Below are 22,944 nucleotides of genomic sequence, written 5' to 3' on the forward strand. Positions count from 1 at the left end.
CCACACTACCGGGGTGGTTTGTGGGGGCAATCCCGCGGGCCCCCCGCCGTTGGCGGGGCGCGCAATTGACCACCAAATTTTTTTTTTCTCCCCGGCGGCCCCCACCCCCCCCCCCACACTGCGGACCTTCGATCCGGCGACGAGACAATGGTCGATCTGGTGGATCGACGGCCGCAATCCGGCGACCATCGATATTCCGATGCGCGGCGCCTTCCAAGCAGGCGTCGGCACGTTCCTATGTGAAGACGTTTTTGACGGACGCGCTATCCAGGTTCGCTTCCTGTGGTCGCGGATCACTGAAAAATCGGCGCGCTGGGAGCAGGCTTTTTCAGCGGATGGCGGCAAGACCTGGGAGACCAACTGGATCATGGATTTCACCCGGCAAGTGTAGCCGACGATCGACCTGGCAGGCATTTGTTCAAGCCAAGTCATTCTTTCAAGCCAAGTCATGGATTTCAATGATTTGGAGCGGTCTTTTGCGCGTCCGGAGGAGCACGGCACTCAATCAGGAGTTGTCATCGCTTCCCGGAATGAAGGCATCGAAGGCGGCAAAGAACTGCTCGCGATAGAAGTCGGCTTCCTGCAATATTTCATGGCGTGCACCATCGATCATCAGCAGTGAACCGAGACGCAGGCGTCTGGTGTAGGTTTCCACCGCTTTAGTCGAGACGACCTGGTCGGCGCCGGCGGCGACCACCAGCAAGGGAACCCGGATCCTGGCCATGAAGTCGGGATCGCTGATGACCTCGGAGGCCTGCGCCGCCGCTTTCAGCCAGCGGATCGTCGGGCCGCCGAGCGCCAGCTGCGGGTAGGTTTCGTAGAGCAGCGTGTTGCGCCGATACCGCTCGGGATCCGATGTCACCTTGTTGACGGCAAAGGGTATGGTTTTTCTGGGCCGCGGACCCCAGGCGGCGTAAAGCTTGCCAAGGCCCAGCAGACAGAACAGCGAGCAGAGGCGGCGAACGGTGGCTGTCGAGACCGGCAGGTCGGGCACCGCCAGGAAGGGCGCGATCAGCACCATGCGCCGTACGCGGTTCACCATCGACGGCCCGGCAAGCAGCGTGATCACCGCCCCGGCCGAATGGGCCAATATGTAATACGGCCCCCGGCAGTCGGGCAACACGATCTCCTCGAAGAACTGTTCCAGGTCGCCGGTGTAGTCGAAGAAACTGCGGACATAGCCGCGCTCGCGATCGCTGATCAGCCGGTCGGAACCGCCCTGGCCGCGCCAGTCAAAGGTGGCGACGCCAAAGCCGCGGTCGGCGAGGTTGCGGATGGTCTCGAAATATTTTTCGATGCACTCGTTGCGGCCGGTCAAGAGGACCACGGTGCCCTTCATCGGGCGGGCAACGGCGGCAAAGAGGCCATAACGGATCTTCTTGCCGTCGCGCGTGGTGAAGAAACCACCGGCCGCATTTTCCGGCAGCGGATTGCCCGGAATTTCGCGGAAGAGGGGAATTTTGTCGAGGAGGTCCGTCATTCGGCGCTGCGTTTTATGTGTCGCTGCCTGCATGGCGCAAGCTGTGGTAGGCATAGACGCCCCATGCAGCAAAAGCAAAGGGCAGCAAAAGCAAAGGAATTCCGGACGCGTTGGAAAGGCTGAACGAGCCAGCCGGCGAGTGAGGCCGAAAGCAGCTTGCGGCATGCTTCCGGCCCCCCGTCGATCCGGGAGGAAGGGACGTTACACCCGGTCGGCCCCGTTGCGGCATCTCGCGCATAACCGCGAAAACCGCAGCCGATTTCGCCGTGAATCATGCGCAATCAAAGTGTTACAGCTTCCTTTTGCATGTCCGAGAGGACGCGCGACGCCGTAACCGCCGCCTGTTCCTTGATCCTGGAAGCAGTCTAGCGCGACTTAGCTGAACGTCCGCCGAAGTCGCGGTTCATCTGCCGTTCACCGAGGCGGCAGAATCTTGAAATGCCTTCTCGTGCTCCCCAAATGTCTGTTGCGGCCGCCAATGTCGGGGCCGCTGGCCCATCCGGAACGCCGTCACGGGTTTCGCACCGGCCACACGTTTGTTGCTCAACAGGAGAACACACTATGCGTCACGTTGATTTTTCCCCGCTTTATCGTTCGACCGTCGGTTTCGACCGGCTATTCACCATGCTCGATTCGCTTGCGCAGCCCGAAGGTGCACAGACCTATCCGCCCTACAACATCGAGCGCACCGGTGAGGATTCCTATCGCATCTCGATGGCGGTCGCCGGCTTCTCGGACGATGAGCTCTCGATCGAGGCTCACCGCAACGTTCTGACAGTCAAGGGTGAGCGCAAGGAGGGCAATGGCGAAGGCTCCGAACTGCTCTATCGCGGTATCGCCAGCCGGGCCTTTGAGCGCCGCTTCCAGCTTGCCGACCATGTTGACGTCGTCGGCGCCTCGCTGAAGAACGGCCTGCTCTTCGTCGACCTCAAGCGCAATATTCCCGAGGAGCTGAAGCCGCGCAAGATCGCGATCTCCGCGTCTTCGGCGAAGGCCAAGCAGATCGAGGCCAAGACCGCCGCGTAAGCTGCGTCACAAAGACGACCTAACAGACGAGGGCGGCGCCTGGCGCCGCCCTTTTTTATGGATAGGTGCCGCTATCCAGCAATTAGCTCGCCAAAGCGGTCGACCTCTTCGGCCGTGGTCGCAAAGCTGGTGACGAAACGATAGAGCGCTTCGTCCTCGCCGATATGGCCAGCAAAGCCGTGCGGCTTGTGCCAGTCGTAGAAGGCGGCACCGGCCAAAAGCACCCGTTCCGCCTTGGCCTTTTTCATCACCGCGAACACTTCGTTGGCTTGCGGCAGCCAGGCCAGACGCGCCGACGCGGAATCCTCGATCAGTGCTGCGAGGCGTGCTGCCATGGCGTTGGCATGCCGCGCCGTGTCGAGCCACAGGTCGTCCTTGAAATAGGCTTCGAACTGCGCTGCGATGAAGCGCGATTTCGAGAACAATTGCGCCGCGCGCTTGCGCAGGAAGGCCAGTTCCCTGGCGCGGTCGAGGTCGAACAGCACGATAGCCTCGGCGCACCAGCAGCCGTTCTTGGTGGCGCCGAAAGAGAGGATGTCGACGCCGCCCTTCCAGGTCATCTGCGCCGGTGTTGTCTCGAGCGCGACCAGCGCATTGGCGAAGCGGGCACCATCCATGTGCAGCGGCAGGTTGTGATGCTTGGCGATCGCCGAAATCCTGGCAATTTCGTTCAGTGTGTAGATGGTGCCGACCTCGGTCGACTGGGTGATCGACACCGCCATCGGGCGCCCGGAATGGACGATTTCAGCCGCGAACCGGCCGACCGCCCTGTCCAGGTCGTTCGGATCGATCTTGCCCAGCGCACCGTCGACGGCATGGAGCCGTGAGCCGCCGGTAAAGTATTCCGGGGCGCCGCATTCATCCTCGATGACATGCGACTCTCGATGGCAGAAGGAAATGCCGCCCGATTTGTTGTAGGCGGTCAGCGACAGGGAATTGGCGGCGGTGCCGGTGGCCACGAAAAACACCGCGACCTCGCGCTCGAAGATTTCGTTGAAGCGCTGGTATGCGGCCTCGTCGAGGGCGCCGTCGCCATAGGCGGTGGAAAAGCCGCCGGCATGGGCCGACAGGCCCGCGGCGATGCTGGGATGGGCGCCTGCCCAATTGTCGGAAGCGAAATTCATGCGTTTGCCTGTGCTGGGGAAAATCAAGGCGACCTTGGCCGCTTTCGCATGCCGCTCGCAAGTGCCAAGCGCCGGAAAAGCGGTAAAGCCAGCGAGAGGCCGGACCTAAAGCGCGTCGCGTTCGGCCGGCCTCATGCGACGCGCTTTAGGTTTTTGTTTTCATGCATGTCGTTATCGCAAAACCGCTGCACACTTTTGCGCGACATGCATTAAGGCGGACGACTGAAGGTTGCGTTTTGACGGGGTGGCGCGTAATTTTCTATCTCTGGATGCTCACAATTGTTGTGAATCGGTCTTGTGCGCATCCGCAATTTCTGTCATAAAAATTTAGGACAGTAGTGCTGTCTTATTTTGTCGCACAAAACAGGCTGGATTGGCGTATCATTGGGCCTCTCCGGCCGTTGCCGCGAGCGACAGGTAGACAGCCTGGCTCTGGCCTGTACGATTGCCGGATGCGAACCAGGCCGCCTGGTTCTGCAAGGATTTTCGCAAGACGTGCCGCAAGGATGAGAGGGAAGCTCATGCGCTTCCCAACGGAAACCAGCGCCCTAAGGGCTGGGGATGGAGGACAGGACGATGACGGAAGTGACGCCATCTGCGACGAACGGCCCGGCCGCGCAGACGAAAGCGCCAGCCGTCAAAAATCCGTCCATCGCCACTGGCCTGACCAAGATCGGGCGGACCCCTACCGGGTTCGCCGCCCACGGCCTTTACGATCCGCGCAACGAGCACGATGCCTGCGGCGTCGGCTTCATCGTCAATATGAAGGGCGTCAAGTCGCATCAGATCGTCACGGACGGCCTGGCGGTGCTCGAAAATCTGACGCATCGCGGCGCCGTCGGCGCCGACCCACTGATGGGCGACGGCGCCGGCGTGCTGGTGCAGCTTCCCGACCGCTTCTTCCGCGAGGAGATGGCCAGCCAGGGCGTCGAACTGCCCAAGCCTGGCCATTACGCCGTCGGCCATGTGTTCATGCCGCGCGATCCTGAGCTTCAGGCGCATATCGAAGGCATCATCGCCGAGGTCGCGCAGCTCGAAGGCCAGCCGCTACTCGGCTATCGCGACGTGCCGGTCGACAATTCATCGCTGTCAAAGGCGCCTGATATCGCTGCTTCCGAACCGGTCCAGCGGCAGGTGTTCCTCGGCCGTGGCGCCGAGATCGAGAGCGACGACGATTATGAGCGGCGGCTCTACATCCTGCGCAAGGTGATTTCCGGTCGTATCCATGAAGAGACCAAGGGCGTCGACAATGGTTTTTACGTCGTGTCGATGTCATCGCGGACCATCGTCTACAAGGGCATGTTCCTGGCCTATCAGGTCGGCGCCTACTACAAGGATCTGACCGATCCGCGTTTCGAGACGGCGCTGATCCTCGTCCACCAGCGTTTCTCGACCAACACCTTCCCGTCGTGGAAGCTGGCGCATCCCTATCGCATGGTCGCCCACAATGGCGAGATCAACACGCTGCGCGGCAACGTCAACTGGATGGCGGCGCGGCAGGCCTCGGTCGATTCCGAACTGTTCGGCAACGACATCTCCAAGCTGTGGCCGATCTCCTATGAGGGGCAGTCGGACACCGCCTGTTTCGACAATGCGCTCGAATTCCTGACGCAGGGCGGCTACTCGCTCGCTCACGCAATGATGATGCTAATCCCTGAGGCCTGGGCCGGCAACAAGCTGATGGATCAAGATCGCAAGGCCTTTTATGAATACCACGCCGCCCTGATGGAGCCGTGGGACGGGCCGGCGGCGGTGGCCTTCACCGACGGCCGCCAGATCGGCGCCACGCTCGACCGCAACGGGCTGCGCCCGGCGCGCTATATCGTCACCGACGACGATCGCGTCATCATGGCCTCGGAAGCCGGCGTGCTGCCGGTGCCGGAGGAAAGGATCGTCAAGAAGTGGCGGCTGCAGCCCGGCCGCATGCTTTTGATCGACCTGGAGAAGGGCCGCATCGTTTCCGACGAGGAGATCAAGTCGGAGATCGCGACCAGGCATCCCTACAAGAGCTGGCTCGCCAACACCCAGCTCATCCTCGAAGACCTGAAGCCGGTCGAGCCGCGGGCGCTGCGCAGGGACGTCAGCCTGCTCGATCGCCAGCAGGCGTTCGGCTTTACCCAGGAAGACACCAAGCTGTTGATGTCGCCGATGGCGACCACCGGCCAGGAAGCGGTCGGCTCGATGGGCACCGACACGCCGATTTCGGCGATGTCGGACAGATCCAAGCTGCTCTACACCTATTTCAAGCAGAACTTCGCCCAGGTCACCAACCCGCCGATCGACCCGATCCGCGAGGAACTGGTGATGAGCCTGGTGTCGTTCATCGGGCCAAGGCCTAACATCTTCGACCTCGTCGGCAATTCGCGTCGCAAGCGGCTCGAAGTGCGCCAGCCGATCCTGACCAATGGCGATCTTGAGAAGATCCGCTCCATCGGTCACACCGAGGACCGTTTCGACACCAAGACGATCGACATCACCTATGCTTCGAACGAAGGCGCGGCCGGCATGCAGGGCGCCATAGACCGGCTGTGCGAGCGCGCCGAGGCGGCGGTCGCCGGCGGCTACAACATCATCATCCTGTCCGACCGTCAGCTCGGGCCGGACCGCATCGCCATCCCGGCATTGCTGGCGACGGCGGCGGTCCACCATCATTTGATCCGCAAGGGATTGCGCACGTCGGTGGGGCTGGTGGTCGAGTCCGGCGAACCGCGCGAGGTGCATCATTTCTGCTGCCTTGCGGGCTATGGCGCCGAGGCGATCAATCCCTATCTCGCCTTCGACACGCTGCTCGACATGCATAAGCGCGGCGAGCTGCCGGCCGAAGTCGACGCCAATGAGGTCGTCTCCCGCTACATCAAGTCGATCGGCAAGGGCATTCTCAAGGTGATGTCGAAGATGGGCATCTCGACCTACCAGTCCTATTGCGGCGCGCAGATCTTCGACGCCATCGGGCTGAAGACCGATTTCGTGCAAAAATATTTTACCGGCACCGCGACGCTGATCGAAGGCGTCGGGCTGGAAGAGATCGCGGCCGAAACGGTCAGCCGCCACGCCGACGGCTTCGGCAACGACCCGGTGCTGCGCAACAGCCTCGAGGTCGGCGGCGAATACATGTTCCGCATGCGCGGCGAAGCGCATATCTGGTCGCCCGATGCGGTGGCCACCCTGCAGCACGCCGTGCGCCAGGGATCGTGGCAGACGTTCAAGGACTATTCCGCTCAGATCGACAGCGAGACGGCGCGGGCGCAGAGCATTCGCGGCCTGTTCAAGATCAGGCTGGCCGAAGAAACCGGGCGCAAGAAGGTCGCGCTCGACGAGGTCATGTCGGCGGCCGATATCGTCAAGCGGTTCTCGACCGGAGCGATGTCCTTCGGCTCGATCTCCAGGGAAGCGCACACCACGCTGGCGCGCGCCATGAACACGATCGGCGGCAAGTCGAACACCGGCGAGGGCGGCGAAGAGGCCGACCGTTACCTGCCGCTGCCGGACGGCGGCAAGAACCCCGAGCGTTCGGCGATCAAGCAGGTCGCTTCCGGGCGTTTTGGCGTCACGGCGGAGTATCTAGTGAACTCCGATGTGATGCAGATCAAGGTCGCGCAAGGCGCGAAGCCCGGCGAGGGCGGGCAGCTGCCCGGCCACAAGGTCGATGCCACCATTGCCAAGGTCAGGCATTCGACGCCCGGCGTCGGCCTGATCTCGCCGCCGCCGCATCACGACATCTACTCGATCGAGGATCTGGCGCAGCTCATCTACGACCTCAAGAACGTCAACCCGGCGGCTGATGTCTCGGTCAAGCTGGTCTCGGAAGTCGGTGTCGGCACGGTTGCGGCCGGCGTCGCCAAGGCGCGCGCCGATCACATCACCATTTCCGGCTATGACGGCGGCACCGGCGCATCGCCGCTGACCTCGCTCAAGCACGCCGGCAGCCCGTGGGAAATGGGCCTTGCCGAGACGCACCAGACGCTGGTGCTCAACGGCCTCAGGTCGCGCGTCGCGCTGCAGGTCGATGGCGGCCTGCGCACCGGCCGCGACGTCGTCATCGGCGCGCTGCTTGGCGCCGACGAATTCGGCTTCTCGACCGCACCGCTGATCGCGGCCGGCTGCATCATGATGCGCAAGTGCCATCTCAACACCTGCCCGGTCGGCGTCGCGACGCAGGATCCGGTGTTGCGCAAGCGCTTCAAGGGCACGCCGGAACACGTCATCAACTTCTTCTTCTATGTGGCGGAAGAGGTCCGGGCGCTGCTCGCCGAGATGGGCTACACCCATCTCGACCAGATCATCGGCGACACCGAACTCCTGGAGAAGCGGGCGCTGATCCAGCACTGGAAGGCGCGCGGGCTCGATTTCAGCAAGATGTTCTTCAAGCCGGATGCGCCGCATGAGGCGGTGCACTGGACCGAGCGGCAGAAGCATCCGATCGACGACGTGCTCGACCGCAAGCTGATCGAGTTGGCCAAGCCGGCGCTCGAAGCCAGGCAGCCGGTCAGCATCGAGCTGCCGATCCGCAATGTCGACCGTTCGACCGGCGCCATGCTGTCGGGCGAAGTGGCAAAGCGCTTCAGGCACAAGGGCCTGCGCGAGGACACGATCTCGGTCAAGCTCAACGGCACCGCCGGCCAGTCCTTCGGCGCCTTCCTGGCGCGTGGGGTTTCGTTCGAGCTGGTCGGTGCGGCCAACGACTACGTCGGCAAGGGCCTGTCGGGCGGACGCATCGTCATCCGCCCGCCTGAGAACACGAAGATCGTCGCCGCGGATTCGATCATCGTCGGCAACACGGTGCTTTACGGCGCGACCGAGGGCGAGGCCTATTTCTGCGGCGTCGCCGGCGAGCGTTTTGCGGTTCGCAATTCGGGCGTCGCCGCCGTCGTCGAAGGTGTTGGCGACCATGGCTGCGAGTACATGACCGGCGGCATTGTCGTCGTCATCGGGCAGACCGGCCGCAACTTTGCCGCCGGCATGTCGGGCGGCGTCGCCTATGTGCTCGACGAGGTGGGTGATTTCGCCGAGCGCTGCAACATGGCGATGGTCGAACTGGAACCCGTTCCCGAAGAAGACGACCTGATGGAGAAACTGCTCCATCATGGCGGCGACCTCGATCACAAAGGCCGCGTCGACGTGTCCGGCGACATGACCAGCCATGATGAGGAGCGGCTCTATCAGCTGATCTCGAACCACGTCCATTACACGGGTTCGGTGCGCGGCCGCGAGATCCTCGACAACTGGGCGACTTTCCGGCCGAAATTCCGGAAGATCATGCCGGTCGAATACCGCCGCGCGCTGATCGAAATGGAACGCATGCGCATGGGCGTTGCGGCGGAATAGGTATTGGGATTGCCGGGAAGCAAAGCTTCCCGGTCGATGCCTTCATCAACAATCCTGGCCTCGGACTGAAGGTTGCCATGGCTGCCTTATGAGGTTAACGGGTGCGTCGTCGAGCGCGCCATCTGGACAGCAGGGACTGGACTATGGGCAAGGTAACAGGGTTTCTCGAGATCGACCGGCAGGTGCACAAGTACCAGCCGGCTTCCGACCGCATCCGGCATTTTCGCGAGTTCACGCTGCCGATGTCGGACAAGGAGGTCGAGAAACAGGCCGCGCGCTGCATGGATTGCGGCATTCCGTACTGTCACGGGCCGACCGGCTGCCCGGTCCACAACCAGATCCCGGACTGGAACGATCTCGTCTACAATGGCGACTGGGACAATGCGATCCGCAACCTGCATTCGACCAATAACTTCCCGGAATTCACCGGCCGCATCTGTCCGGCACCTTGCGAGGAAGCCTGCACGCTGAACCTCGAGGACATTCCGGTCGCCATCAAGACGATCGAGCAGGCGATCGCCGACAAGGCCTATGAAACCGGTCATATCCGGCCCTATCCGCCGGAAAGGAAGACCGGCAGGCGCGTCGCAATCATTGGCTCGGGGCCGGCCGGCATGGCGGCCGCCCAGCAGCTTGGCCGCGCCGGCCACGACGTTCACGTCTACGAGCGCGAGAGCCGGCCGGGCGGGCTGATGCGCTACGGCATCCCCGACTTCAAAATCGAGAAGCACTATATCGACCGGCGCATCGAGCAGATGCAAGGCGAGGGCGTGAGTTTTCATTGCGGGATCAATGTCGGCGTCGACAAGCCGGTGGCGGAGCTGCTCGCAGAATATGATGCGGTGCTCTATTGCGGCGGTTCGGAAACGCCGCGCCCGGCCAACATTCCCGGCGACGATCTCGACGGCGTGCATGACGCGATGCCTTACCTGGTGCAGCAGAACAAGCGCATCGGCGGCGAGCCGATCCAGTCGGTGGCGTGGCCCTCGCCGCCGATCGTCGCCGGCGGCCAGCATGTCGTCGTCGTCGGCGGCGGCGACACCGCGTCCGACTGCGTCGGCACTGCCTTCCGCCAGGGCGCCGTGCGTGTCACCCAGCTCGACATCCGGCCGCAGCCGCCGGAAAAGGAGGACAAGCTTTCGGTCTGGCCCTACTGGGCGACGAAGATGCGCACCTCGTCCTCGCAGGCGGAAGGCGCCGAGCGCGAGTTCCAGGTGGCGACGCTCGAATTCATCGGCGAGGACGGCGCGTTGACCGGCGTCAAATGCTGCGAGGTCGATGAAAAGCGCAAGCCGATCGCCGGCACGGAATTCGTCATCCGTGCGGATCTCGCCTTCATCGCTATCGGCTTTGCCGGGCCGGCCGCCGTCGGGCCGGTGTCGGAACTGGCTGGCCAGATGAAGATCGCCATCGACAGCCGCCGCTCGAACAACGTCGAGGCCAATGATCGCGACTACAAGACCAGCGTCGAAAAGCTCTATGCGGCGGGCGATGTGCGCCGCGGTCAATCGCTGGTCGTCTGGGCGATCCGCGAGGGCCGTCAGGCAGCGCGTTCGATCGACGAGGCGCTGATGGGATCGAGCGTGCTGCCGCGCTGAGACCGTTTGGAAACGCTACTCCCGCGGCCATCTGAGGGCGTTTTCTGCGCTTCCGGTGCCCGGAGCAGGTTTAATGCATGTCGCGCAAAAGTGTGCAGCGGTTTGCGATAACGACATGCTTAAAAAACAACCTGAAGCGCGTCGCATGGGGCCGGCCACAGCGACGCGCGTTAGGGAGTGATCGCCGTGGTCGTTTCGGGCACGGCCGCCGCCGCAGGCCGCTTCCTTGGCGGCCAGGAAAAATCGTCGGCGCGGCCGGGCGAAGCAGCTGATACCTTGCCCTCGACGAAGAGTTTTTCGCCAAGCCCGTCCGCCTTTGCCGGCGCTGCGGCGCCGAGAAGTTCCGTACCGCCGTCGAGTGCCGGATCGCTGAGCAGCATCGGCACGGTGCGATCGACGGCCATGGGTGTCGGCGCCGGCGCCTCGACCGGAGCGCCGGCTGGCGCATAAGCTGCCAGTGTGCCCGGGGGCGCGGTCATTCCAAGGATCTTCATCAAGGGTTTTTCAGCATAGAAGGCGAGCTTGCGTTTGCCGGCTTTCGACACACGGATGCCGTCGTCGGTGCGCAGGCGCACCGGCTGGCCGTTGATATCAGGCCCGCTGGTGACAAAGGCGCCTTCCTCGTCGACGAAACCGTCCCAGATGTCGACGAATTCGCCGCCATGGCTTTCGGCCGTCGAGCGGTAGATGTCGTTGAAAGCCAGCATGTCGGAGGTCATCTTCGGCGCCTTGAAGGCCGGCATGCCGACCCACAGATACGGCACCTTGGCCGATGCGATGGCCCTGCCGAACGCTTCGGTACGGCGTTCGTATTCCTTGGTCCACGCTTCGGTCCGTGGCTGTTCGCGTTCACCGTTCACGCGCATCTGCTGCCGATCGTTGGAACCCAGCATGACGATCACGGCCGCGGGCTTTTCGGTCTCGATCAGCGACTTGATCTGTTCGGGCCAGTTGTAGAAATCGTCACGCACGAAACCGGACGAACCATTGCTGCGAACGACGATCCTGACCTTGTTGTTTTCGGCAAAGGCGGTGTCAAGACCCTCGGCGAGGCCGGTCGCCATGAAATCGCCGACCACCAGAACGGTGCGGGCATCCGGCGCCTTCTCGACAATGGGGGCTGCCGGCTCAGCCGGCCGGCGCGGCGCGGCACGCGACTTTCTGACTTTTGGCTTCCGTGGCCCGATCCTCTGAATCCGTCGCGGCTCAATCAGTCGCGGCGGTTCCACCCGCTCGCTTCGGCGCAGAAACAACAAGTCGCGCAGCGACCAGCCACGCCTTTGTTCTTCCTGCGCCACGGCCGGCGTGTGAAAGACGGCGGCAGTGCCGACGGCCAGGACGGCAATAGCCAGAATCAGGATCGGCACGCGACGAAGGATCACACGGATACGCGCAGCCGAAACCAATTACCGTCTCCATCCCTAAAGAGCGCCGGACTCTGATACAACCGTGCCGCCGCTCTACCTTAAGTTGAGCATCGGATTTGTCCGATGCTCCAGGTCTGCCCTATGCGAAGCTAGTTCTGCCTGAGCCATTTGAGCACTTCCATGCTCGGATGTCCGTCCTGGGTCAAGCCAGCCTTCGCCTGGAAGGCCATGATGGCGGCTTTCGATCCCTCGCCGATCTTGCCGTCGAACTTGCCGTCATAGTAGCCGTACTGGGAAAGCCGTTGCTGAAGCTCCTGCCTCTCCTCGAAGGAGAGCTTCGTGAAAGGCCGCTTCCAGTCCTGCACAAGCCCACCATAACCTGCGATTTCGTCGGCAAGAAGGCCAACGGCAACCGCATATTTGTCGGCATTGTTGTAACGCTTGATGACCGAAAAATTCTTGACCATCAGGAAAGCCGGGCCGCCACGGCCGCCTGGCACCTTCAGCGTGGCCTTCTCCCCACTCTTGAACGGCTTGCCGTTGGCACGCGTGACACCCAGCGCTTGCCATTGCGACAACGACTTCGATCCGGCCGGGAACTTCTTTCCGTCGGGAAGGCTGACTTCATAGCCCCAGGTCTTGCCGGCCTGCCAGCCGTTCTTCCTGAGCAGATTGGCGGCCGTTGCCAATGCATCGGGAATCGAATTCCAGATGTCGCGCTTGCCGTCGCCGTCCATGTCGACCGCATAGGCCTGGTAGCTGGTGGGAATGAACTGGGTATGGCCCATGGCGCCGGCCCATGAGCCACTGAGGTGGCTTTTATCGATGTCGCCCCTTTGCAGGATTTTCAGCGCCGCGATCAACTGTGTGCGGGCAAACTTCGATCGTCTCGAATCAGCATAGCCAAGCGTTGCCAGTGAACGCACGACATTGCGCATGACATCGTCGCGCTTGAGGATTTCGCCGTAGTTCGATTCCATCGACCAGATCGCCAGCAGGATGTGACGGTCGACGCCGTATCTTGCCTCGATCCTGTCCAGCCACGGCTTCCACTTCCTGGCCATCTGCTTGCCAACAGCGACCGACTGGTCATGGACGCGGTTATCGAAATAGTCCCAGGCGGGCGCGGTGAATTCGGGTTGATAACGCGCTTTTTCCAGCACGACCGGGTCGGCATCGCTGATGCCCTCGAATGCGCGGTCGTAAACGGCGCCGGAAACGCCGCTCCGCACCGCGGTGGCGCGGAAGCTCGCCACCCATTGCCGGAAACCGGTGTCGGCAAAAGCCGATCCGGTGGGCATCAGCAAGGCAAGCGAAAGGCTGGCGGCCGCAACGATGCTGGTGAAGCGCTTTGCGGCGTCGCGAACGGACATCTTTTCCTCCTTCTTCATCACAGGAAGATCATTCATCGCCTAACCCGGTTAGCATTTAGTTTACCATAGGTGCCGTTGGGAACGAAAAGGCGGGTTGGTGCTTTACGGACTACAGATTTTTTCTGACCAGCCGTTCCATAATCCCAGATTCCGGCACGAAAATGTCTTGAAGCGGGATTGCCGAACAGCCTTAGAAGCGGATATTTGACAGCATGAAGAGAGTTCGCAAGGCAGTTTTCCCGGTCGCTGGCCTCGGCACGCGTTTCCTCCCGGCCACCAAGGCCATACCCAAGGAAATGCTGACCGTCGTCGACAGGCCTGTCATCCAGTATGTGGTCGACGAGGCACGCGAAGCCGGCATCGAGCATTTCATCTTCGTGACCGGACGCAACAAGGCGGTCATCGAGGACCATTTCGACGTTCAGTTCGAACTCTATGACACGCTTGCCCAACGCGGCAAGGACGACGAGCTCGCCCGCCTGCAGCGGCTGCAACCTTCGCCAGGGCAGACCAGCTTCACCCGCCAGCAGGTGCCGCTTGGCCTTGGCCATGCCGTCTGGTGTGCCCGCGAGCTGGTCGGCGACGAGCCCTTCGCGCTGCTTTTGCCCGATATGATCATGCAGTCCGAAAAAAGCTGCATGAAGGAGATGGTCGAGCTTTATGCCGAGACCGGCAACAACATCGTCGCGGTTCAGGAATGCGACCCCGCCGAGGCCCATAAATACGGCATCGTCGGCCGCGGCGAGGATACGCATCACGGTTTCCGCATTACCGGCATGGTGGAAAAGCCGAAGACCGGCACGGCACCCTCCAACCTATACATCAACGGGCGCTACATCCTGCAGCCGGAGATATTTGGGATACTCGAAGGCCAGGAGAAGGGCGCCGGCAACGAGATACAACTCACCGATGCGATGCTGAAGCTGGAGAAGCAGCAGCCCTTCTATGGCTGCCACTACCGAGGGCGCACCTTCGATTGCGGATCGCCGGAAGGCTTTGTCGAGGCCAACGTCGCCTTCGCGCTGTGGCGCAGCGACATGAACGGACGCATGGCGGGCGTTATCAGCAAGCTTCTCGACGAGATGAAACCGTCAGAGCAGCGGGGCGCGGCGTTCTAACCCCCGGGCTAATGCATGCGGCGCAAAAGCATGCCCTCGGGCCTGAACCGAGGGTGCGCGGCGGCTTGGTTTACGGCTGCAGCGTCACCCCGACAAAGATGCTGTGGGCGGTGTAGTCGCGGCCCTCGATGTTGCTGGTCTGTTTTTCAGTTCTGGCGCGGGTGGTCAGTCCGGCATATCGGTTCAGCCACCATGTCAGTCCGGCCTCGGCGCTCAGCGTCAGATCCTGGCCGTCCGACCCGATGTAGTCGCGCCAGTCTACGCCGAGAGCTGCGTTGCCGATCAGGTTGGCACGGATTTCCCGCTCGGCGGTGAGGAGGCCGGAGTAAAGGATGGTGCCGCTTTCGTCGGCGGTTGTCGTGCCCTCGACGATCGTCTGCCCGGTGAGGCCGATCGTGGTGCCGCGTTGCGGCGACCATCTGAGGTCGGCGTTCACCGTGGCGCCCGAAATTGCCGGCAGGCGGTCATCGTCGATCGCCTCGCGCAGCCAGCCGGCCGAGAACTCGCCGGCAAGCTTCTCGCCGAGGTCGAGCTCGGCGCCGGCCCGAACCCCAAGCCGCGTCGAGGATCGTTCGAAACCATTGCTGTCGACCCGCAAATCATAGACCCGGCGGCCGATTTCGACCTCGGTGAAAGGGGTGATGGCGGGCGAAATCTCATAGCCGGTGCGCAAGGTGGCGGTATAGAGCGTCGAATCGCGGTCTTTCTGCGACAGCGTTCCGCCCGTCGAAAGCCTGGCGTCGCCGTAGATGTCGTGTTCGACTGCGCCGGTCAGGGCGAAGCGCATCTTGCCGGCATCCTTCTCGACCGCCAGGCTGCCATCAATGGTCTGGCGCACCGGCTGCTCGGCGGTGCCTTCGATGACGACCGGCGAGGAAGCCGATTCCGGCGCCGCCTCGTAACCGAGCTTGGCGATAGCGCGCAGATCGTTGTCGAAGTCGACATTGAGCGTGCCTTCGACACGGCCGCGCGCCTCCTCAACCTCGTCGCCCGATAGGGTCTTGAGAAAGGTCCCGTAGCCGTCGACGATAGCCGAATTCTCCCGCCAGTCGGAGATCGCGTTGAAGCGCAGCGTCGTTTCCGACAGCAGGGCCGGCTTTCCTTCGCTGCTTGAATCGGCATTCGATGAGGCCTTCAGGCCTTGCTCGAGCGTCGGCCTGATCACGAAGGAGCCGAGTTTGATACCGGTGGCGGCGAACGGATCGTCCTCGGCCCTCCTGTCCCGGCCTTCGATGGCTTCGGCGCGCTCGGCGCCCGGATCGAGTTGCTGCCTGTCGGCGGAATCGATAGTCACGGCACGGGAATTGATTGGGTCCGTCTCGGCGGTGTCCTCGTCATCCGTCGGGGCCGTCGCCGCGGTGGCGGCCTGTGTCTCGGCGGCTTCGTCCTGATCGGCTGCGCCCTGGGTTGCGCTCGATGGCCGGCGCGGCGGGACGGGAACGGGGGCGTCCGCAAACGGATCGTCGGTTGCTTCCGGCGGATCAAAAATGCTGCCGGTCGCGGGTGCCGCGTCGTCGTCCTGCACGGCGCCCGGGCTGGCCGGCTGATAGGCGGGCGTCGGCGCAGTGCTCTGGGTGGTTGCACCGGCCTGCGCCGTCTGATCCTGGGCGATGCTCAATTGCCTGGTTTTGCGCTGCTGGTCGTCCAGAATCGCCGATTCCGAAACCTCGCCGCGCAGCTCGGTTACCTGGGCATAGGGCTGCGCAGGCCGCAGCAAGGCGAAGACGCTGGTCGCCAGCAGCAAGGCGCAGACCGCCTTGCCGTTTCGTCTTCTTTTCTTTTCAGGCGGGGCCCCGGACATCGCTACCACTGCTTGCGCGGCGCACGCGCGCCATACTTACCGAACCGTAAACGGGGATGGTTAACGTCGGGTTGAGGCGGCGGTCGATCAAAGCCCACTTGACGGCTGACGGATGGCAATTCCGTTGGACAGGCGCGCAGCAAAGCGCTAATCGCATCAGCCATGCATGCGGGATCCCCAGACAAGAAGCGGCTCGATGGGCAGGCTTCGATCGCCTCGGCGCTTAGAACGGTAGCGACCGAGCAGGCCGGTGTCGCGGCGCTGGCGGCCGCGCTCGAAAACGGATTGACCGAACCGTTCGCGCGCGCCGTCGATATTGTGTCGCATATCGCTGGCCGCGTCATCGTCACCGGCGTCGGCAAGAGCGGCCATATCGGCTCAAAGATCGCGGCGACGCTCGCCTCGACCGGCACGCCGGCTTTCTTCGTCCATTCTGCCGAAGCCAATCATGGCGACCTCGGCATGATCGCCAGGGACGACGCCATCATCGCCATATCGTGGTCGGGCGAGAGCCGCGAGCTCAAGGGCATCATCGCCTATTCCAGGCGCTTCTCGATTCCGCTGATCGCAGTCACTGCCGGAGAGCGATCGGCGCTGGCGCGGGCGGCCGATGTGGTGCTTTTGCTGCCGCGTGCGTCGGAAGCCTGCCCGCACGGCCTGGCGCCGACGACATCGACGCTGCTGCAACTGGTGATCGGCGATGCACTGGCCATCGCGCTGCTCGAAGCGCGCGGCTTCACGCCGGATCATTTCCGCACCTTCCATCCCGGTGGGCAACTTGGCGCCAATCTGACGCAGATCCGCGAGATCATGCATGTCGGCGACAGGCTGCCGCTGGTGCCTTCCGGCACTGGAATGCAAGAAGCGATCCTCGAATTGTCGCGCAAGGGGTTTGGCTGTGTGGCGATAACCGCTGCGGATGGTGCGCTGATCGGCATCATCACCGACGGCGACATCAGGCGCCACATCGGCAGCAATCTTCTGGCGATGAGCGTCGATCAGGTCATGACCAAGGAGCCGAAGACGGCCGGACCGGATACGCTGGTGGCGACCGCGCTGCAGACGATCAACAGTTCGACCATCTCCAGCCTGATGGTTGTCGAAGGCAGACGGCCGGTCGGACTTGTCCATCTGCACGATCTGCTGCGCATCGGCGCGGCCTGAGCTCGCCAGAGCGAATCGAAACAGTCTCTGAGAGACATCAGGCCTGTTTGAAAAGTCGCCCGCCGAGATGGTCGGATCAGTCCAGGACCGCCTCGACCGTCAGTTCCAGATCGGCGTCGGCCGCGCCCGTCACGCGCACCTGCGTGCCGGCCGGCAGGTCGGGGCCGGAGATGCGCCATAGCGTGTCGCCCAGCTTTATGCGGCCGCGGCCGTCCCTGATCGGCTCGTCCAGGGTGGCCATCCTGCCGATCATCTGTGCGCCGCGGCGGTTGAGCAGTGGCTGATCGGTGCCATCATCGCGCCCACCCACCAGTCTCTTGCCGACATAGGTTGAAACCAGCGACATCGCCAGGAAGGCGAGAACCTGGATCTGCCAGGTCCAGAAGTCCGCGTCCCAGATGAGCAGGGACACCACGCCGATCAGCAGCGCGGCGATGCCGATCCACAGCATGAATATGCCCGGTGCGATGACCTCCATCACCAGGAGGACGAAGCCGAGAACCATCCAAACCCAGGGGCCGAGTTCGGAAATGATGCGTTCGAACATGGCCTCAGGTCTCGCTGGGACGAACCACGGGCGGGCGTGCAGCCTGCCGCGTGCTGCCGGCAGTGCCCTCGCTGCCGAAAACTTCCTTGGCGATCGCGCCGATGCCGCCGAGCGTGCCGATCAATGACGAAGCTTCCATAGGCATCAGCACGACCTTACTGTTTGTGGCGGAGCCGATCCTGGTCAGTGCTTCGGTGTATTTCAGCGCAACGAAGTAGTTGAGCGCCTGCACGTCGCCCTTGGCGATCGCTTCCGACACCACTTGCGTGGCGCGGGCCTCGGCCTCGGCCGAGCGTTCGCGCGCCTCGGCGTCGCGGAAGGCGGCTTCCTTGCGGCCCTCGGCTTCCAGGATCTGTGACTGCTTGAGGCCTTCGGCGTCGAGGATCTGCGCGCGCTTGTTGCGCTCGGCCATCATCTGGCGCCCCATCGATTCGACGAGATTGGCCGGTGGATTGATGTCCTTAATCTCGACGCGGGTGATCTTGATGCCCCAGGGATGCGCCGCCTCGTCGACGACGCGCAGCAGGCGTTCGTTGATGGCGTCGCGGTTCGACAGCAGCTCGTCGAGGTCCATCGACCCCATCACGGTACGGATGTTGGTCATCGTCAGGTTGAGGATGGCGTTCTCCAGACCGGCGACCTGGTAGGCGGCCTGCGCCGCGTTGAGCACCTGGTAGAAGGCGACGCCGTCGACGGCGACGGTGGCGTTGTCGCGGGTGATGATCTCCTGCGTCGGGACGTCGAGCACCTGCTCCATCATGTTCAATTTGGAGCCGATGCGGTCAACGAACGGCACGATGAGGTTGAGGCCGGGGCTCAATGTCCTGGTATAACGGCCAAAGCGTTCGACGGTGTAATTGTAGCCTTGCGGGATTGTCCGGATGCCTTTGAAAAGCACGAGCACGACAAGAGCGACAAGAACAAGAAGCGCGATATCGAAACCACTGAAATCCATTTGGCTCTCCCTCAGATGCCGGTCACGGAAATGTTTCAACGCGACCGACTTCACCAAACACTTAAGTGTGTTTCAGGGACGTTACAATCAGGTGTTAGTGGATAACCGGTTCATAGAAAGCCGGTTGGCGGCGCTCGATTGTATCGGCTTCACACCCAACCCGACAGTTCGCGCCGCACCATCGCCTCGATCACCGCCATGCCCTCGGCACTGTCGTTGAGGCAGGGAATATGCGCGAACTTTTCGCCGCCGGCATGATGGAAGGTCTCGGCCGCCTCCCTGCCGATCTCGTCCAGCGTCTCGATGCAGTCGACAGAAAAGCCTGGATTGACGATGGCGATCGATCTCACGCCTTCTCCGGGCAGTTTTTCGACCGTCTTGTCGGTGTAGGGCTGCAGCCACTCCTGCGCGCCGAAGCGCGACTGGAACGTGGTGATCAGCTTCTTCTCATTCCAGCCGAGCTTTTCCCGCAGCAGCCGGGTCGTCTCCAGGCAATGGGCCTGATAGGGATCGCCCTTGTCGGAATAGGGTTTTGGAATGCCGTGGTAGGAGGCGATGACCATTTCCGGCTCGAAATCGAGGCTCGCCAGATGGCGCTCGATCGAACGGGCGAGCGCTTCGATATAGACCGGTTCGGCATAGTAGGGCGGCACGCTGCGGATCGCCGGGGCGCGGCGCATCTTCATCAGCGCGCGAAACAACTGGTCGTTGGCGGTGGCGGTCGTGGTCGCGGAATATTGCGGATAAAGCGGAAATGTCAGAATGCGGTCGCAGCCCTGCGCGACCAGCCCTTTGGCGACGCTCTCGGTCGAAGGATTGCCGTAACGCATTGCCCAGTCGACGCTGACGCCGGGCAGGTCGCGCAGCGCCTCGGTCAGCTTTTCGCTCTGAGCGCGGGTGTAGGTGCGCAGCGGCGACTCGTCACGCTGCCGGTTCCAGATCCTGGCATAGTTGGCGCCCGACTTCTTCGGCCGTGTGGTGAGAACCAGCCCGTAGAGGATCGGGTACCAGATCGCCTTGTTGAGTTCGATGACGCGCGGATCGGACAGGAACTCTCTGAGATAGCGCCACATCGGCTTGAATTCCGTGCCGTCGGGAGTGCCGAGATTAACCAGCATGACGCCGATCCTGCCCGCCCCGACCGGCGGCTGTCTTGCCGGCAGCGGGTCGAGGACCGTCGCGGCCTTGGGATCGGCAGGGTTGGAAGGCGTCATAAAGGATCTCCGGACACCGCGTGAAACTAGCGATGCCGCGCCGGTTTTCAATGCAGCGTCTGGCCGCACCTTATCTAAGCTTGGGAGGCAAAAGCAGAAAAACCCGCCCGGTTTGCCGGACGGGTTTTCCAACAATGACCGAAGAATTCAGTTTGCGGCCGGGATGGTCAAGGTTGCGCCGACGGGAAGGCGGCGCGGCTCGTAGTCCTGGTTGGCGTCGGAGATCGTTTTCCACCTGGCGCCATCGCCGTAGGCCTTTTCCGCCAAATCCCAATAGGTGTCGCCGGCAACGATCACATGGCTGCTTTCGGCCGGCTTTGCCGGCTCGGCAGGCGCAGCCTCCGCTGGTGCCGGCGCTGCCGGGGCGGGTTCCGTCGGCACGGCTGGCGGTGTCGTGGCAATATCGTCCGAACCGGCCGGCGGTTCGGGCATCGCCGGCTCCGCAGTCGCGGCTGGAGCCGTTTCTGCCGGTTTTGCGGGCTCGGCCGGAGCGGGAGCCTCGGCCGGCTTCGCCGATTCCTGAGCCGGCTGCTGGGCCGGTTCCGCCGCGGCGGCGGCCGTGATTTCGGTGATGCGGCCCTCGAGCTTCGGCGTATAGGGCCGATGCGCGCCGAGATAATCGGCGACCACCTGTTCGAGGCCCGGACCGTAATCGTAGGCGTTCTTGGCCTTGTCGGCGAACACCTTGTAGCCGTCGCCACCCTGGCGCACATAGTTGTTGGTGGCGACCAGGTAATCCTTGTCCGGATTGATCGGCGTCCACCTGCCGCCTTGCATGACCTCGACCGACTTGACGCGCCCGGCATTCGCGGTGGCCGATTTGTCGAATGAATACTTCAGGCCGGCAACCTGGGGGAAGCGGCCGGCGCCGTCCTCGATCTGGCTGAGACCGTTCTCCAGCCCGGCAACCAGATCCTTGCCGGAAATCTGGAAGGTCGCCACTGTGTTCTGGAACGGCAGCACGTTCAGCACCTCGCCCATGGTGACGGTGCCCTGGTCGATCGAAGCGCGCAGACCGCCGCCATTCGTGATGACGATCTCGACACCCTGGTCCTTGACGCGGTCGAGGACGGCATCGGAAACGAGATTGCCCATCTCGCACTCGCGGGTGCGGCAGTTCTCACGGCTGCCGTCGATCGCCTTGGTGGTTTCGGCGACCTCCTGGTTCTTCAACGCCTCGATCGGCGCGCCGAGTTCCTTGATGCGGGCAAGCACGGCGGGGTCTGGCGTGATCGATTTGTCGAGGTAGATCGGGTCGCCGCTGGCCTGCTTGACGACGCCGTTGTCGTCGAACACGACCTTGAACTCGCCGAGATATTTCGAATAGGACGCCGCCTGGACGACCGGCACCTTGTAGCCGTCCGGATTGTCGACCATCGTCGGGTAGGGGCCTTCAGCCTTGGGGTCCGTGTTGGACAGCAGCGAATGGCTGTGGCCGCCAACCACCACGTCAACACCCGGGATCTTGGCGATGACGTCACGCTCGCGCTTGTAACCAATATGGGTGACCGCGATGATCTTGTTGACGCCTTCTCCCTTCAACCTCTCGACCTCTGACGTGATCAACTTGACGTCGTCCTCGATCGTGACGTTAGGGCCTGGCGAAGCGAGCTCCGGCGTGTCGTTGGTGACCGCGCCGACGACGCCGATCTTCTGGCCGCCGACCTCGATCACAACAGACGGTTTCACGCGGTCACCGAGCTTGGATTGCGCGTTGGCCTTCACATTGGCGCCGAGCACCGGAAACTTGATCATATCCAGGAACGGCGCCAGCGCCGCCTCGCCGTCGTCGAACTCGTGATTGCCGACCGCCAAGGCGTCGAATTTCATCTGGTTGAGGAATTCGCCTTCGGACTTGCCCTTGTAGGTCGTATAGAACAGCGAACCCTGGAAATTATCGCCGGCGCTGAGCAGCAGCACGTTCTGGCCTTCCAGCTTCTTCCGCTGCTGGGCGATCGCCGTGATCAGCCGCGCCGCGCCGCCGGTGCACTCGCCCTTGGTCTCCTCTTCGGCCGAGCAGGTCGATTCATATTTGTTGTTGCTTTCGATGCGGCTGTGCCAGTCGTTGATGTGCAGGATGTTCAGCGTGTAGTCGGCAAAGGACATGCCGGTCGACAGGCCAAGCGTAGACGCCGACAGGGCGGCAATGGCGGCGATCTTCTTCATCTTCGTCTCCCGGATGACGTGTTTAACGCCCTCGCTCGACTGGAACATAACAGCCGGCTTTTCGCCCATGTTCACATCGCGTTTTAGCCGATGCAAGCGGAATCGGGCCCAGCTTTGCCGGCACAAAAAGACGGCGGCCTCAACCCGCCGTCCTTTGCAAAAGCAGTTCAGTATGGGCTCAGGTGCGTCGCGTCAGCACAAAGTTCTGCCCGCTCACGCTGGTGCAGTTAAGCTGCGAGGTGGAGATCAACAAGCAGTTGAAGCTGATCGGCGTCTGGCGGATCAGCGAAGTGCCCTGGATTTGGACCGAGGTGCCGCCGGTCATGGCGTAACTGCCGTCGGCAAGCTTCTGGCCGGTGTCGGTGGCGACGGTCTTGAAGCTGCCGCCGGCGAAGGTCGACAGGCCTGTGCCCTGCGCGTCGATCCATGAGCCTTCGACCGGACTCCGCGTGGCCGATGGCGGCCCGCCCGGGCCGGCGGTGGTGCACGCCGCCAAGGCGGCAGCGGCCGCGACAACGCCGGCCGAAAGCAATTTGCGCGCAATCGTCATCATCAAGATCCTCTCCTCTCGCATTGGCCCGAAAATCGATGCGATTTTTCGGAAAGCACGATGCGTACACTCGAACCGCTAGAGCGTACTTTGTGCGTCCAAATGGATGCACGTCGCTCCAGGCCGCCTTCCTTCA

At 62.8% G+C, this 22,944-nt stretch carries 16 protein-coding genes; 6 read left to right on the forward strand and 10 right to left on the reverse strand.

All coding sequences use genetic code 11. From position 1 onward, the window contains the following. Positions 1-391: DUF1579 domain-containing protein (locus AC0L3D_RS18980; RefSeq protein ID WP_473645434.1), on the forward strand; the 391-nt coding region annotated here is incomplete at its 5' end. Between the two features lie 114 nt (positions 392-505). Here AC0L3D_RS18980 and AC0L3D_RS18985 read toward each other — a convergent pair. Then, positions 506-1,480 (reverse strand): alpha/beta fold hydrolase, encoded by a 975-nt coding sequence (locus AC0L3D_RS18985; RefSeq protein ID WP_473627488.1) that lies wholly within the window; start codon positions 1,478-1,480, stop codon positions 506-508. A gap of 561 nt (positions 1,481-2,041) precedes the next feature. Between AC0L3D_RS18985 and AC0L3D_RS18990 the strand changes: the two genes are divergently transcribed. After that, positions 2,042-2,506, forward strand: a complete 465-nt coding sequence (locus AC0L3D_RS18990; protein ID WP_077380347.1) for an Hsp20 family protein — start codon at positions 2,042-2,044, stop codon at positions 2,504-2,506. A gap of 71 nt (positions 2,507-2,577) precedes the next feature. Here the strand turns inward: AC0L3D_RS18990 and AC0L3D_RS18995 are convergent, their stop codons facing one another. Further along, a complete protein-coding gene (locus AC0L3D_RS18995) occupies positions 2,578-3,630 on the reverse strand; it encodes a threonine aldolase family protein (RefSeq protein WP_473645436.1) in 1,053 nt (350 codons plus the stop codon). Positions 3,631-4,206: 576 nt separating this feature from the next. Between AC0L3D_RS18995 and gltB the strand changes: the two genes are divergently transcribed. Continuing rightward, a complete protein-coding gene (gene gltB, locus AC0L3D_RS19000) occupies positions 4,207-8,955 on the forward strand; it encodes a glutamate synthase large subunit (RefSeq protein WP_473627491.1) in 4,749 nt (1,582 codons plus the stop codon). Between the two features lie 143 nt (positions 8,956-9,098). Continuing rightward, positions 9,099-10,553, forward strand: coding sequence for a glutamate synthase subunit beta (locus AC0L3D_RS19005; RefSeq protein WP_023798073.1), 1,455 nt, complete (start codon positions 9,099-9,101; stop codon positions 10,551-10,553). A gap of 170 nt (positions 10,554-10,723) precedes the next feature. On the opposite strand, the gene AC0L3D_RS19010 is transcribed toward AC0L3D_RS19005, so the two are convergent. Beyond that, on the reverse strand, positions 10,724-11,959 hold the full coding sequence (locus AC0L3D_RS19010) for an SGNH/GDSL hydrolase family protein (protein WP_419694634.1): 1,236 nt from the start codon (positions 11,957-11,959) through the stop codon (positions 10,724-10,726). Between the two features lie 110 nt (positions 11,960-12,069). Then, positions 12,070-13,293 (reverse strand): lytic murein transglycosylase, encoded by a 1,224-nt coding sequence (locus AC0L3D_RS19015; RefSeq protein WP_128247070.1) that lies wholly within the window; start codon positions 13,291-13,293, stop codon positions 12,070-12,072. Between the two features lie 212 nt (positions 13,294-13,505). Between AC0L3D_RS19015 and galU the strand changes: the two genes are divergently transcribed. Then, positions 13,506-14,411, forward strand: coding sequence for a UTP--glucose-1-phosphate uridylyltransferase GalU (gene galU / locus AC0L3D_RS19020; protein WP_023798070.1), 906 nt, complete (start codon positions 13,506-13,508; stop codon positions 14,409-14,411). 70 nt (positions 14,412-14,481) lie between these two features. Here galU and AC0L3D_RS19025 read toward each other — a convergent pair whose 3' ends face one another. Further along, entirely contained in the window at positions 14,482-16,212 is a 1,731-nt protein-coding gene (locus tag AC0L3D_RS19025; RefSeq protein WP_128247071.1) for an outer membrane beta-barrel protein, read from the reverse strand. Between the two features lie 162 nt (positions 16,213-16,374). Between AC0L3D_RS19025 and AC0L3D_RS19030 the strand changes: the two genes are divergently transcribed. Next, positions 16,375-17,376, forward strand: a complete 1,002-nt coding sequence (locus AC0L3D_RS19030; protein WP_023798068.1) for a KpsF/GutQ family sugar-phosphate isomerase — start codon at positions 16,375-16,377, stop codon at positions 17,374-17,376. A 76-nt stretch (positions 17,377-17,452) separates the two neighbouring features. On the opposite strand, the gene AC0L3D_RS19035 is transcribed toward AC0L3D_RS19030, so the two are convergent. The 5 genes from AC0L3D_RS19035 to omp10 form a co-directional block, all read right to left on the reverse strand. Beyond that, positions 17,453-17,923 carry an NfeD family protein gene (locus AC0L3D_RS19035; protein ID WP_023798067.1) on the reverse strand — a complete coding sequence of 157 codons (471 nt, stop codon included), beginning with the start codon at positions 17,921-17,923 and terminating at the stop codon, positions 17,453-17,455. Positions 17,924-17,927: 4 nt separating this feature from the next. Next, positions 17,928-18,878 carry an SPFH domain-containing protein gene (locus AC0L3D_RS19040; protein WP_023798066.1) on the reverse strand — a complete coding sequence of 317 codons (951 nt, stop codon included), beginning with the start codon at positions 18,876-18,878 and terminating at the stop codon, positions 17,928-17,930. 149 nt (positions 18,879-19,027) lie between these two features. Next, the gene (gene hemH / locus AC0L3D_RS19045) at positions 19,028-20,092 is read right to left on the reverse strand and encodes a ferrochelatase (protein WP_473645438.1); all 1,065 of its coding nucleotides are present in this window, start codon (positions 20,090-20,092) and stop codon (positions 19,028-19,030) included. 147 nt (positions 20,093-20,239) lie between these two features. Next, positions 20,240-22,258, reverse strand: coding sequence for a 5'-nucleotidase C-terminal domain-containing protein (locus AC0L3D_RS19050; protein WP_473645440.1), 2,019 nt, complete (start codon positions 22,256-22,258; stop codon positions 20,240-20,242). 178 nt (positions 22,259-22,436) lie between these two features. Further along, positions 22,437-22,808: an outer membrane lipoprotein Omp10 gene (gene omp10 / locus AC0L3D_RS19055; protein ID WP_023798063.1), complete on the reverse strand. Its 372-nt coding sequence runs from the start codon at positions 22,806-22,808 to the stop codon at positions 22,437-22,439. Between the last annotated feature and the right edge of the window lie 136 nt (positions 22,809-22,944).

Source organism: Mesorhizobium sp. WSM4837, assembly GCF_055811435.1.